13 protein-coding genes are annotated in these 13,024 nt (G+C 31.8%); 6 read left to right on the top strand and 7 right to left on the bottom strand.

Going from position 1 to position 13,024, the window contains the following annotated elements; all coding sequences use genetic code 11:
* The first annotated feature begins 99 nt into the window (after positions 1 to 99).
* Positions 100 to 255, top strand: a complete 156-nt coding sequence (locus tag HA149_RS09535; protein ID WP_245154677.1) for a hypothetical protein — start codon at positions 100 to 102, stop codon at positions 253 to 255.
* A 10-nt stretch (positions 256 to 265) separates the two neighbouring features.
* Positions 266 to 2,038: an ABC transporter ATP-binding protein gene (locus tag HA149_RS05810; protein ID WP_209113855.1), complete on the top strand. Its 1,773-nt coding sequence runs from the start codon at positions 266 to 268 to the stop codon at positions 2,036 to 2,038.
* Between the two features lie 15 nt (positions 2,039 to 2,053).
* Here HA149_RS05810 and psbP read toward each other — a convergent pair whose 3' ends face one another.
* The gene (gene psbP / locus HA149_RS05805) at positions 2,054 to 2,611 is read right to left on the bottom strand and encodes a photosystem II reaction center PsbP (protein ID WP_209113853.1); all 558 of its coding nucleotides are present in this window, start codon (positions 2,609 to 2,611) and stop codon (positions 2,054 to 2,056) included.
* A 103-nt stretch (positions 2,612 to 2,714) separates the two neighbouring features.
* Between psbP and recR the strand changes: the two genes are divergently transcribed.
* On the top strand, positions 2,715 to 3,314 hold the full coding sequence (gene recR, locus HA149_RS05800; protein WP_209113851.1) for a recombination mediator RecR: 600 nt from the start codon (positions 2,715 to 2,717) through the stop codon (positions 3,312 to 3,314).
* Positions 3,315 to 3,317: 3 nt separating this feature from the next.
* On the top strand, positions 3,318 to 4,217 hold the full coding sequence (gene lipA, locus HA149_RS05795) for a lipoyl synthase (RefSeq protein ID WP_209113849.1): 900 nt from the start codon (positions 3,318 to 3,320) through the stop codon (positions 4,215 to 4,217).
* Here the strand turns inward: lipA and HA149_RS05790 are convergent.
* The 6 genes from HA149_RS05790 to lysA are packed head-to-tail and all read right to left on the bottom strand — an operon-like array spanning position 4,214 to position 9,785.
* Positions 4,214 to 4,714 (bottom strand): hypothetical protein, encoded by a 501-nt coding sequence (locus HA149_RS05790; RefSeq protein WP_209113847.1) that lies wholly within the window; start codon positions 4,712 to 4,714, stop codon positions 4,214 to 4,216. The genes lipA and HA149_RS05790 overlap by 4 nt on opposite strands.
* A gap of 11 nt (positions 4,715 to 4,725) precedes the next feature.
* Positions 4,726 to 5,658, bottom strand: a complete 933-nt coding sequence (locus HA149_RS05785; protein WP_209113845.1) for a rhodanese-related sulfurtransferase — start codon at positions 5,656 to 5,658, stop codon at positions 4,726 to 4,728.
* The gene (bioB, locus tag HA149_RS05780) at positions 5,655 to 6,662 is read right to left on the bottom strand and encodes a biotin synthase BioB (RefSeq protein WP_209113843.1); all 1,008 of its coding nucleotides are present in this window, start codon (positions 6,660 to 6,662) and stop codon (positions 5,655 to 5,657) included. The genes HA149_RS05785 and bioB overlap by 4 nt, the downstream gene beginning before the upstream one ends.
* Before the next feature lie 5 nt (positions 6,663 to 6,667).
* A complete protein-coding gene (locus HA149_RS05775) occupies positions 6,668 to 7,471 on the bottom strand; it encodes an isoprenyl transferase (protein ID WP_209113840.1) in 804 nt (267 codons plus the stop codon).
* A 3-nt stretch (positions 7,472 to 7,474) separates the two neighbouring features.
* Positions 7,475 to 8,383, bottom strand: a complete 909-nt coding sequence (gene cdaA, locus HA149_RS05770; protein WP_209113838.1) for a diadenylate cyclase CdaA — start codon at positions 8,381 to 8,383, stop codon at positions 7,475 to 7,477.
* Between the two features lie 28 nt (positions 8,384 to 8,411).
* The gene (gene lysA / locus HA149_RS05765) at positions 8,412 to 9,785 is read right to left on the bottom strand and encodes a diaminopimelate decarboxylase (RefSeq protein WP_209113836.1); all 1,374 of its coding nucleotides are present in this window, start codon (positions 9,783 to 9,785) and stop codon (positions 8,412 to 8,414) included.
* 87 nt (positions 9,786 to 9,872) lie between these two features.
* Between lysA and rimI the strand changes: the two genes are divergently transcribed.
* Complete coding sequence (gene rimI / locus HA149_RS05760) at positions 9,873 to 10,313, top strand: ribosomal protein S18-alanine N-acetyltransferase (protein WP_209113834.1); 441 nt, start codon at positions 9,873 to 9,875, stop codon at positions 10,311 to 10,313.
* 179 nt (positions 10,314 to 10,492) lie between these two features.
* Positions 10,493 to 13,018 (top strand): ATP-dependent Clp protease ATP-binding subunit, encoded by a 2,526-nt coding sequence (locus tag HA149_RS05755; RefSeq protein WP_209113832.1) that lies wholly within the window; start codon positions 10,493 to 10,495, stop codon positions 13,016 to 13,018.
* Positions 13,019 to 13,024: the final 6 nt, after the last annotated feature.

The following is a 13,024-nucleotide window of genomic DNA, read 5'->3' as shown; positions in this document are numbered from 1 at the left end:
CTGATTATCCTATTCAACTCTTTTAATAGTTATTATTTAGCCCAAACTAAACAAAATTCAATCATAAAATTATTTTGTCTTCAGAGTGTTAAAGAGGAGATGTTGAAAGCAGAAATGGTATATAGTGAAGAAATTGCGAATGAAACTTGTGAATGTTACTTCAAAGAATTTACACAATCTGCAAGTCATCAAGATGCAAAAACAAAATGTATATTAAAAACTAAAGAAAATTTAAACCATAATAGAAAAATTTAATTGTTATTTTATGAGGTCTAAGAAAAATGAAAATCCAATAATTAGACTTTATTTGAATCTTATTGAAGAAAGAAGGTTACTATTTTTCGCTTTTTTTAGTTCCATAATTAATAAAATATTAGATTTAGCCCCCCCTGTAATAATTGGTCTTGCGGTGGATATCGTTGTAAAGGAACAGAATTCATGGATTGCTGGTTTTGGGATAAAAGAAGTCCCAGCACAATTGATTTTTCTTGCATTTGCTTCAGGAATAGTATGGTCTGGTGAATCCTCCTTTGAATATTTATATTCGATTTTATGGAGAAATTTGGCTCAGCTATCGCAACATAAATTAAGAATTAAAGCTTATGAGCATATCCAGGAATTAGATATGGATTTTTTTGAAAATGATAATACTGGAAGACTACTATCTATTTTGAACGATGATATAAATCAACTTGAGAGATTTCTAGACCAAGGGGCTAATCAGATTATTCAGTTATTTATAACTGTCTTATTAATTGGGGGCACTATGATTTTTGTTGCACCAAAAATTGCTTTATTTGCTTTCTTTCCTATTCCAATCATATTTCTAGGATCAATTAAATTTCAAAGGAAGCTTGCTCCAAAATATAGAGATGTTAGAAATAAAGCTGGACTGTTAGCATCAAGACTTAATAATAATTTAAGTGGAATTCTTACTATAAAAAGTTTTACTAAAGAAAAATGGGAACTAAATAGATTAAATAAAGAAAGTCTCGAATATCAAAGAAGTAATAAGGCAGCAATAAAATTATCTTCTGCTTTTATCCCGCTTATAAGATTTGCAATCTTATTTGCTTTTATAGCGATTCTGTTAATCGGAGGTTTCCAAACTTGGAATAAGACACTTGATGTAGGAACTTATAGTTTTTTAGTGTTTATTACACAAAGACTATTATGGCCTTTAACTACTTTGGGGCATGTTTTAGATGATTTTCAGAGATCTATGGCTTCAATAGATAGAGTAATAGATCTCATAGATACGCCTGTAAAAATAAAAGATGGAAAAATAAAAATTGAACCTAAAGATATCAAAGGAGAAATTATTTTTAGTAATATAAATTTTAATTATCCTGGACGAGATTTAACTTTAAAAAACATAAATTTCAAAATTGAAAATAACTCAACATTAGGAATTGTTGGTCTAACAGGTTCTGGAAAAAGTACAATAATAAAACTTCTACTTAGGATTTATGATACTAATAATGGCTCAATAACCTTGGATGGCATTTCTATTAAAGAAATAAATTTGAGGGATTTAAGAAAGTGTATTTCTTTAGTAAGTCAAGAAACTTATTTATTTCATGGCAGTGTACAAGAAAATATTGCTTATGGATCAATTAACCCAAGTCTTAAAGATATTATTAAATCTTCAAAGATTGCTGAAGCTCATAAATTTATTGAACAATTACCAGATGGTTACAAAACTATAGTCGGGGAAAGAGGTCAAAGGCTCTCAGGCGGACAACGTCAAAGAATTGCCTTAGCGAGAGCTGTTTTAAAGGATGCTCCAATATTAATATTAGATGAAGCTACAGCCTCAGTTGATAATGAAACAGAGGCTTTAATTCAAAAATCTTTATCTAAAATCACAAAAGAAAGAACAACTATAGTAATAGCTCATAGATTAAGCACTATAAAAAATGCGGATAATATTCTTGTTATTGATAAAGGTAAAATAGTTGAAAGCGGAAAACATGAAGAACTATTAGATCAGGCCAAAATATATGCTGATTTGTGGAATGTTCAAGTAGGAATCTAGTATAGAATTTCTAAACTATATTAAGAAGTTAAATGATTCAATTACATTACTAAACATACCATCAACTTTATTCCATCTCTCTTCATTTGTACCCACAGCAAAAGTGTAAAGTATTCCTCTATCAATTACGACAGTAGCTAATTCGTGTCTGGCCTGTTCATTTAAATTTAATTCATACTCTAAATCATAAAAAATATGATTTGATGCCTCCCTCTGATTGGCATTTATAAGTTTTACCTCTCTACCTGAACCTTCCGGAGCAATGACTTTATCAATTAATGTTTGACCTACTTCACTTGGGCTTCCTAATTGTTCTAATTGAACCTCTTTATTTACATCAGAAATAACTAAACTTAAGGTCTCATTACTATTTATTAAATCATGATAAATAATTTCAGGTCCTCCATCTACTTTTACTCTAGTCCATCCTGTTGGATACAAAAAGGCATATCTTCCATCTGGACTTTGATAAGCTTCTAATCCCGCATTGAGTCCGCCGCTACAAGCACTTAGTGTTAAACACAAAAAAATCAAAAATAAATATTTGAAAGGGTTAAATTTAATATTTTTCATTTTGTTTGAAATTACTAACTAAAAACATAATAAGACATTAAAAGCAAACAATTATGGCAATTCAGAATTTTGCGTCTAAATTATTCCTAGAAATAGTTTAATTTTGATTACTTATACCAAACCGCTTTCAAAATTAATTGGTCATTTTGAGAAATTCCCAGGGATTGGTCCAAGAACAGCGCAAAGACTAGCTCTGTTTATTTTAAAACAACCTGAAAGTGCAATAAGAGATTTTTCAAAGGCTCTGTTAGAAGCACATAGCAATGTTGGTCGTTGCAAAAAATGTTTCAACTTGACTTCAGAAGATGAATGTGAAATTTGTAAAAATACTGAAAGAAATCAAAAAATAATCTGTGTAGTAGCAGAAACTAAAGATTTGCTTGCTTTGGAGCGCGCCAGAGAATTTAAAGGTGTTTACCATGTTATTGGTGGTTTAATATCTCCAATGGATTCTGTTGGCCCCGAACTTTTAGAAATAAGAAGCTTAGTAGAAAGAGTTAGTAAGTCTGAAATAGATGAGATTATATTGGCATTGACCCCTAGTGTTGAGGGAGATACAACAAGTCTTTATATTGGGAAATTGTTAGCCCCTTTTACTAAAGTTACGAGAATTGCATATGGCCTCCCAATGGGCAGTGAACTTGAATATGTGGATGAAGTTACACTTGCAAGGGCGTTAGAAGGAAGAACAAAACTAAATTAGAAAATGAGAGACAATAATCTAATCAAGAAAGAAAAAATCTTAAGACTTCCCTCTTGGATTAAATTTCCTATTAGTAAAGCTTCAGAGTTCGAAAAAATACAAACTCTCATCAAAAAATCAAATATTCATACTATTTGTGAAGAAGCAAGATGTCCAAATAGAGCAGAATGTTATGCCTCAGGAACAGCCACTTTCTTACTTGGTGGATCGATATGTTCTCGTTCATGTGCTTTTTGTCAGGTAAATAAAGGTAGACCTAGTTCTATTAATATTGATGAATGTACTCAAGTCGCTGAAGCAGTGAAAGTACTAAATTTGAAATATGTTGTTTTGACATCTGTAGCTAGAGACGATCTCCCTGATCATGGAGCAAATTTATTTATAACTACAATTGATGAGATTAGAAAAATTGATTCAACAATTAAAATAGAGGTTTTAACTCCCGATTTATGGGGTGGGGGCAAAAATTTTAATGAAACTAATAACCTTCAGACTGAGAGATTGAAGATGATTTTAGAAAAAGATCCAATATGCTTTAATCATAATCTTGAAACTGTTGAAAGACTGCAAAAAGAAGTTAGGAGGGGTGCAAATTACAAAAAATCCCTAAGTTTACTAGAAAAGTCAAAAGATATTGCTCCTCATATTCAAACTAAATCAGGCATTATGTTAGGTCTTGGGGAAACATTAGATGAAATAAAAAATACAATTTACGATCTTAAAAAAATAGATTGTGATCAAATTACAATTGGCCAATATTTAAGGCCCTCATTCAATCATTTGGCAGTTAAGAAATATTGGGATCCATCAGATTTTGAATATTTATATCGCTTCTCTAAGGAATTAGGATTCAAAAAAGTATCTTCTGGCCCATTAGTTAGAAGTAGTTATCATGCGGGTTAACTTTCTTCAATTAAAGACAGTTTCTTTTCAAGTTTTTTCAATATGGAAATACATTCACCGTTCATAAGTGTACCTGCACCTCCCCAAACCAATCTTAATAAAAGATCTACTGGGCTAGAACCAACTTCTTTTACAATTTTGAATCCTATTAACTTGAAATATCTTACAAGTTTTTTACTATATCCTTCGCTATCAAAAATAGCTAAAAGTCTTGCTTTGTTGCTTGATTTTTTTTCAATTGCCCAAGCCATAGTTGTTGCCCATATTAATTCCGAAACAAAAGCAGGAGCCTTACTAAGGATTCTTAATGTATCAAGCTGAATACCTTGTTTATTTAAATAAGTCCAACCTTTCATTTCGGCCCAAATCTTAATGATGTTATCTTTCTGTTCTGCTATAACGATTCTAAAGAAACATAATCCGAGAGTTTCTCTAACTTGAATTTTAATTAATAATCCAATGTTACTTGCTAATTTTTCTAAATCTTCAACCTTCATGATTTTGAAAATTAGTCCTTATGGATTTTATGATTTGCCACTTTTAATCTGTCGATCTGTTTTTGTCTTTCTTCAAACCTTTTCCTATCATCATCGCTGAATTGATCTATGCAGAAATGACATTGGATACCCTTTCTATATTCTTTTCTTTCTTGATCTTGAATTGAAACTGGCATTCCACATGCATGACAAATCGAATAGGAGCCTTTTTCTAATTCTTGATCTAAAGCAACTCTTTTATCAAAAACATAACATTCACCTTCAAATAAGTTTTTTTCTTTTGGTATATCGTCAAGGTATTGAAGGATGCCCCCTTGGAGGTGATATATATTTTTATAACCTTTCTTTTTTAGTAAAGTGGTAGCTTTTTCACATCTTATTCCTCCGGTACAAAACATTGCTATATTTGTAGACTTTTTATTTTCTAAATGGGTATCTAAATGATCATCTACCCACTTGGGGAATTCGCTAAAATTTTTTGTATTTGGGTTTATAGAGTTCTGAAATGTACCTATTGACACCTCATAATGATTTCTAGTATCAATGACTATTGTATTTTGATTTTTAATTAACTTATTCCAATCAGCTGAGTCAATATAGGTCCCATTATCTTCTGAGGGGTTTATTTTAGGGACACCCATTGTAACTATTTCTTTCTTGATTTTTATTTTTAATTTTTTGAAGACTTTGTTTTTTGAGAAATTTACTTTAATATTCAAATTTCTATTATCTGCATATTTATTAAGTAAATTGATAACAATATCAATTACATTTTTCTCAGCACATATAGTTCCATTAATGCCCTCACTAGCAAAAATAAATAAACCTGAAAGATCGTTTTCATTTTCGATTTCTAATAATTTATTTTTTAGATCAATAATTAAGTTTTCTTGAAATGGGAAGAAAGAGTAAAGAGAAACTATTTTATAATTTTTGCCTTTCATAAAGAAGATACTGTTTTTTCACAAGTTTCAAAATCTTTGTTAAATGATACTCCAACCTCTTTAAGAAGTTTTCTGTCTGATTGGAAAGATGGATTTGAAGTTGTGAGTAACTCATCTCCATAAAAAATTGAATTTGCCCCACATTGAAAACATAATATTTGGGCTTCTTTTGAAAGCTTTTCTCTCCCTGCACTTAGTCTTATTTTACTTTTAGGCATAAGAATTCTTGCTGTAGCGATCATCCTTATCATTTCAATAGAATCAATATCTTCATTATCTTCTAAACCAGTGCCTTCAATAGCTACTAATGAATTTATAGGAACACTTTCAGGGTGTGGATTCATGTTTGAAAGCACTTCCAAAAGAGATGCTCTATCGCCATTAGTTTCACCCAAGCCTATTATTCCTCCACAACAAACATTTATTCCTGCATTTCTTACTCTTTTGATAGTGTCTAGTCTGTCTTGATAAGTTCTAGTCGTAATAATATTTTTATAATGCTCAGGACTAGTATCAAGATTGTGGTTATACGCGGTCAAGCCTGCATCAGCCAGTCTGGAAGCTTGTTCTTCTGTAAGCATCCCCGCAGTAACGCATGCTTCCATCCCTAAATCTCTTACACCGCTAACCATCTCCAACATTGCATTAAAAGATTTCCCATCTCTAATTTCTCTCCATGCCCAACCCATACAAAACCTATCTGCACCCTCATTTTTTGCTACTTGAGCTCTTGCTAAAACCTCTTCAACTTGAAACTGTGGATGACTTTTAATTTCGCTAGCACTATAAATTGATTGGCTACAGTACGAACAATTTTCCTCGCATCCACCAGTTTTTACACTGAACAATGATGCTAATTGAATATCGTATTTGTTGAATTTCCTGTGAACGGTTTGTGATTCCCACATTAAATCAATAAGAGGCATATTAAGTATTTTCAAAATCTCCGCTTTATTCCAATCAAACCTAATTTCTTTTAATAACTGATTATTCGAATTAGCCATTTTAATTAGGAAATATATTGAGAATCTTCAAAAGATTCATTTGGTAATGATTCTATACCGCCAAAACGTCTATTTCTTGATTGGTAATCAATTATTGCTTTAAGAAATTCATGCTCATTGAATTCTGGCCAAAGTACGTCAGATATATAAATTTCTGAATATGCTAATTGCCATAATAAAAAATTACTGATCCTTTTTTCACCACTAGTTCTTATTAGTAATTCTGGATCCTTAATTCCTCTAGTTAATAACTCTGAATTAAATAATTCTTCATTAATTTCACTTGGTTTTATTTCTCCAGAAGAAGATTTTAATGCTAGTTCTTTTGCAACTTTTACTATTTCTTGTCTGCCTCCGTAATTAACACAAACATTGAATAAAAATTTATTATTGTGTTTAGTAAGTGATTCTGAACTAGATATTATTTCTTTTAAATTTTTTGGGAAAGGAGTTAAATCTCCTATAAATTTTATTTTTGTTGATTCTTCATGTATCTCTTTAATTTCTTTTTTTAAAACTTCGCTAAAAAGATTTATAAGAAAATCAACTTCTTTTGTTGGTCTTGTCCAATTTTCAGTTGAAAAAGCATAAACAGTAATTACTTTACAACCTAAATTTTTTGCAGCTTTGAGAATTTTTTTTAATACACTGACGCCCTGCTTATGTCCAAATGATCGGGGTAAACCTTTTCTAGTCGCCCATCTCCCATTGCCGTCCATAATTATTGCTACATGCTTGGGCAATTTTTGCTTATCTATTTTCCTTAATAAGTCAGTAATTTTATCGTCTATTACTTTTTCTAAACTCATAAGTTAATCCTTTTTGTTAACAAAAATTTCTGATTTTTCTGACTCTTTTTTATTAATATCACTGATGATATTATCACTCGAGTCTATCTTTTGGGATGAAACATTTTTATTTACAGATGCTTTATTTGCTCCTATAGAGTTTTGATTTCCAATCAATTTTGCAAGAAGTTCTTGTAACCTGCTGCTGGTAATTGGTCTTTCAAGTTTACCTTGGTTTGCTAATGATAACGTACCTGTTTCTTCAGAAACAACAATACAAATACATCTATCAAATCTTTCTGTAATACCTAATGCTGCTAAATGTCTTGTGCCATATCTACTTATTCCTTGTCTTGAGAGAGGAAGTATTACGCCAGCAGAAATTATTTTATTTCCTTTCACAAGAACTGCTCCATCATGTAAAGGCGTATCTGTAGCAAAAAGATTTATTAAAAGGTCAGTTGATAATTGTGCCTCAATATTGGTACCTGAATATAAAAAATCTTCAGGTCTTAAATCACTCCCCAAATCTACAACGATTAAAGCACCTCTTCTATTTTGAGAGAGTTTACCGGCAGTATCAACTAACTGAGTAATGGTAGTTGAAGTTGCTCTAAATTCCTTTTGTGGATTCCCTAGTAATACAGCTAGCCTTCCAGTGCCTAGTAATTCCATTAATCTTCTTAACTCTCCTTGCCAAAGGATCGCTAATGAGAGAGAGCAAGCGAGGACTACAGCATCAATTAATTTTGATGTTAGTGGTAAGTATGCATATCTTTGAATAAACCATGCGGATGATACTAAAAACAAATATCCTCTTAGAAGCCATAATGTCCGTTGTTCTTTTACTCTAGAGAATAATAATAGTCCGAAACCAACAGCAAATAAGACATCTAATAAAAGCTTTAAATTTATAATCCCCCAGAAATTCACACTAAAAACAAAATTAATTTAAATGTACCTAATTTTGTTTGATAAAGCGATCAGGTAATACGTCATATTTTAAAAGATCCAATGGGCTTTCTCTTTTTTGAATAATTTCTGCCTCTCCATCTTTAACTAAGAGAGCGGCAGGTCTTGGAATTCTGTTGTAGTTAGAACTCATTGAATTATTATATGCACCAGTACCAAAAACACATATAAGATCTCCCGTTTTACATTCTGCTAGTTCAATTTCTTTAAACAATACATCTCCCGATTCGCAGTGCTTACCCGCAATAGTATATTTATTTTTGGAATTAATATTAAATGGATTACTTACTAAACATGCAGAATAATTTGATTGATATGTAATTGGTCTTGGATTATCACTCATACCACCATCAACAGATAAATATGTTCTGATACCAGGAATTTCTTTAAAAGCCCCAATTTTGTAAATGGTTATACCTGCTGTAGATACAATAGATCTACCAGGTTCGCACATTAATGTGGGAAAATCTAAGTTGTTTTTTTTACAAGCTTCAACAACGGAAGAAGAAATTGTTTTTACCCATTCATCAATTGAAGGGGGATCATCACTTTCTGTATACCTGATACCTAAACCCCCGCCAACATTTAGTTCCTCAATATTATGACCAAATTTTTTGGCGTCTAAGATAACCTTTACCATTATTTCTCCCAGATCCTTATGGGGGTCTAGTTCAAAAATCTGTGAACCAATATGAGCATGTAAACCTTTTAATTTTAGGTGCTTTGTATTGCTTATTCTGTTAAATAGAGTATTTAAATATTCTATTCCGAAACCAAATTTGCTATCAAATGATCCAGTTCTAATATATTCATGTGTATGGCATTCTATCCCAGGAGTAAAGCGAATCATTATTTCTAAATCATGATTAAATGAATTTGAGATTTCATCTAATCTTTCTAAGTCGTAATCATTATCTACAATAACCTTAATATTATTTCTAACTGCGAATTCTAATTCTTTGTCTGATTTGTTGTTACCATGAAAAACAATTTTTTCATTTGGAACCCCACCTTTAATAGCAGTTAATAGTTCTCCTTCTGAAACAGCATCAAGTCCTAAACCTTCCGAGGAAACAAGACTACTCATGAAAATGGAACTATTTGCCTTAGAAGCATATATCGGCAAGGATTTTCCTGGGTAATATTTTTCTAATGCTTTTTTGTAAGCTTTACAAGAATTTCTTAAAGTGATTTCATCCAAGATATAAAGAGGAGAATGATATTTTTTAACTAGTTCTTCAATAGAACATCCACCAACTGACAATTTCCCATCTCTTTCAATGGATGTGGTAATGGGAATAATATTTCTGTTAGGACTTTCCAAGTCAATTTTTTGTTTTAAAAAAGATTGTTTTTCTTCCATGGGAGAACTTCAAATAAAGCTTTGCCAAAACTGTCATATTTTATAATGACTTTAGATTTGAACTTTCTAGATATAAATACATAATAAATGATATCCATTAAACAAATAAATAATAAAGATATTGATTTATGTTATGAATTAGATGCAAATACGATTTCTCTATGGAGTAAAGAACAATGGGCTAACGAATTCAAAAAAGATGGTACAAAAATCTTTGGCTTATTAATTAAAAATTTAGTCATTGGTATATGTGTTTTTCAAGTTGTTCTTGATGAAGCTCAAATAAATTATTTTGTTGTAAATAAAAAATTTAGAAAAAAGGGATTTGGATCTTATCTTATGAGCTATTTAATAAATAAATGTGAAAAATTAAATTTAAAGAAATTACTATTAGAGGTTTCTCATAGCAATGTTACTGCTGAAAGATTTTATAGTCGCTTTGATTTTTCTACTGTGGGAATAAGAAAAAATTATTATAAAGATGGTTCACATGCTCTTTTAAAAGAAAAAAAATTAACAACAAAATAATGTAAAAATTTAAATGTTCGGATAACCAGAATCCTTGAAATTACTATAATTTCTTGCTATATCACTAAAAAAGTTCAATTTAATTTGATAAATTATACTTTTGGGTATTCACAAAAGCTCATTCTGAACACAAAATTGACATATTACTGGTAGGTTATTAATAGGAATTTAATCTTCTAATGTTTGAAAGATTTACAGAAAAAGCTATAAAAGTCATTATGCTTGCTCAAGAGGAAGCTAGAAGACTTGGCCATAATTTTGTTGGAACAGAACAAATTCTTTTGGGGTTAATTGGAGAAGGAACTGGGGTCGCAGCGAAAGTACTTAAATCACTTGGAGTTAATTTAAAGGATTCAAGGATAGAGGTGGAAAAGATAATAGGTAGAGGTTCAGGTTTTGTAGCTGTAGAAATACCTTTTACTCCCAGAGCTAAAAGAGTTTTAGAACTATCTTTAGAAGAGGCTCGTCAACTTGGTCACAATTACATTGGTACAGAACATTTATTGTTGGGATTAATAAGGGAAGGTGAAGGTGTGGCTGCAAGAGTTCTTGAAAACCTTAATATCGACCTTACAAAAGTTAGAACTCAAGTTATAAGAATGCTTGGTGAAACCGCCGAAGTTGGCACAGGTGCAAGTACAACTAAGGGCAACTTAAAAACTGCTACTCTTGATGAATTCGGAACAAATTTAACAAAATTAGCAAGTGAATCAAAATTAGATCCAGTCGTTGGACGCCATTCAGAAATAGACCGTGTAGTTCAAATACTAGGTAGGAGGACAAAAAATAATCCTGTTCTTATAGGGGAGCCAGGTGTAGGTAAAACAGCTATCGCAGAAGGTCTAGCTCAAAGAATACAAACTGGTGATATTCCAGACATACTTGAAGATAAAAGAGTTTTGACACTTGATATAGGTCTTTTGGTAGCAGGAACAAAATATAGAGGTGAATTTGAAGAAAGGTTAAAAAAAATAATGGAAGAAATTAAATCAGCAGGTAACGTCATTCTTGTCATAGATGAAGTGCATACTTTAATTGGTGCTGGAGCTGCTGAAGGAGCTATAGATGCAGCAAATATACTTAAGCCAGCATTAGCTAGAGGGGAACTTCAATGTATTGGAGCAACAACTCTAGATGAATATAGAAAACATATTGAAAGAGATGCTGCTCTAGAAAGAAGATTCCAGCCTGTAATGGTAGGAGAGCCATCTATAGAAGATACAATCGAAATTTTAAAAGGTCTTAGAGAACGTTACGAACAACATCATCGTTTAAAAATTACTGATGATGCGCTAGAGGCCGCCGCTCATTTAGGTGATCGTTATATATCTGACAGATTTTTACCTGATAAGGCTATTGACCTCATCGACGAGGCAGGAAGTAGAGTACGTTTAATAAACTCTAAACTTCCGCCTGAAGCAAAACAGATAGATAGAGAACTAAGAGAAGTCCAAAAACAAAAGGAAGAATCTGTAAGAGACCAAAATTTCGACCAAGCTGGCCAATTACGCGAAAAAGAGATGGAATTGTCTGCAAAAATTAAAGATGTTTTGGACAATAAAAAAGAATCTACAGCTGGAGATCAATCTGATGCTGATAATTCTGTAAAAAGTGATTCAAAACTTTTACAAAGTCCCCTTGTTAGTGAAGAGGATGTAGCTCATATTGTGGCTTCATGGACAGGTGTTCCTGTTCAAAAATTAACAGAAACTGAATCAGTCAAGCTTCTAAATATGGAGGAAACACTTCACCAAAGGCTAATTGGACAAGATGAAGCTGTAAAGGCTGTCTCAAGAGCCATAAGAAGAGCAAGAGTTGGATTAAAAAATCCTAATAGACCCATAGCAAGTTTTATCTTTTCTGGACCTACCGGTGTTGGTAAAACTGAATTGACTAAATCATTGGCTTCATATTTCTTCGGTAGTGAAGAAGCAATGATTAGATTAGATATGTCAGAATTTATGGAAAGACATACAGTTAGTAAACTTATAGGTTCGCCTCCTGGTTATGTTGGTTTTAATGAAGGTGGTCAGCTTACTGAAGCTGTTAGAAGACGTCCTTATACCGTTGTTTTATTTGATGAAGTTGAAAAGGCACATCCAGATGTTTTCAACTTATTATTACAACTACTTGAAGACGGAAGATTAACTGACTCCAAAGGTAGAACTGTAGATTTTAAAAATACATTATTAATAATGACTTCTAATATTGGTTCAAAAGTAATCGAGAAAGGTGGTGGCGGACTAGGATTCGAATTCTCAGGTGATTCAGTTGAAGATAGCCAATATAACAGAATTAAATCACTAGTTAATGAAGAACTTAAGCAATACTTTAGGCCTGAATTTTTAAATAGGCTTGATGAAATAATTGTATTCAGACAATTAACTAAAAATGAAGTTAAAGAAATTGCTGAAATATTGTTGCAAGAAGTTTTTGCCCGACTACAGGATAAAGGTATTAAATTAAATGTCACCGATGCTTTCAAAGAAAGACTTGTTGAAGAAGGTTACAATCCTTCATACGGAGCGAGACCTTTGAGAAGGGCAGTTATGCGTTTACTAGAAGATAGTTTGGCTGAAGAAGTTCTTTCTGGGAGAATAAAAGATGGAGATAATGCTTTAGTTGATATAGATGATAATAAAAAAGTTACAATAAATGTTTCTTCTGAAGAATCTTCTCAAGAACTAGCAGGTGCTAACTTCTAATCATTC

Origin of the sequence: Prochlorococcus marinus XMU1406 (genome assembly GCF_017696055.1) — a bacterium.
GTDB lineage: Bacteria > Cyanobacteriota > Cyanobacteriia > PCC-6307 > Cyanobiaceae > Prochlorococcus_A > Prochlorococcus_A marinus_W.
This window is presented reverse-complemented; position numbering and strand designations above follow the sequence as displayed.

Excerpts from the sequence above, each read along its gene's own strand:
- HA149_RS05755 (WP_209113832.1), top strand. The coding sequence starts at position 10,493 with ATGTTTGAAAGATTTACAGAAAAAGCTATAAAAGTCATTATGCTTGCT.
- HA149_RS05810 (WP_209113855.1), top strand. The coding sequence starts at position 266 with ATGAGGTCTAAGAAAAATGAAAATCCAATAATTAGACTTTATTTGAAT.
- HA149_RS05790 (WP_209113847.1), bottom strand. The coding sequence starts at position 4,714 with ATGAAGGTTGAAGATTTAGAAAAATTAGCAAGTAACATTGGATTATTA.
- HA149_RS05785 (WP_209113845.1), bottom strand. The coding sequence starts at position 5,658 with ATGAAAGGCAAAAATTATAAAATAGTTTCTCTTTACTCTTTCTTCCCA.
- HA149_RS05775 (WP_209113840.1), bottom strand. The coding sequence starts at position 7,471 with ATGAGTTTAGAAAAAGTAATAGACGATAAAATTACTGACTTATTAAGG.
- lysA (WP_209113836.1), bottom strand. The coding sequence starts at position 9,785 with ATGGAAGAAAAACAATCTTTTTTAAAACAAAAAATTGACTTGGAAAGT.
- rimI (WP_209113834.1), top strand. The coding sequence starts at position 9,873 with ATGATATCCATTAAACAAATAAATAATAAAGATATTGATTTATGTTAT.
- bioB (WP_209113843.1), bottom strand. The coding sequence starts at position 6,662 with ATGGCTAATTCGAATAATCAGTTATTAAAAGAAATTAGGTTTGATTGG.
- psbP (WP_209113853.1), bottom strand. The coding sequence starts at position 2,611 with ATGAAAAATATTAAATTTAACCCTTTCAAATATTTATTTTTGATTTTT.
- lipA (WP_209113849.1), top strand. The coding sequence starts at position 3,318 with ATGAGAGACAATAATCTAATCAAGAAAGAAAAAATCTTAAGACTTCCC.
- HA149_RS09535 (WP_245154677.1), top strand. The coding sequence starts at position 100 with ATGTTGAAAGCAGAAATGGTATATAGTGAAGAAATTGCGAATGAAACT.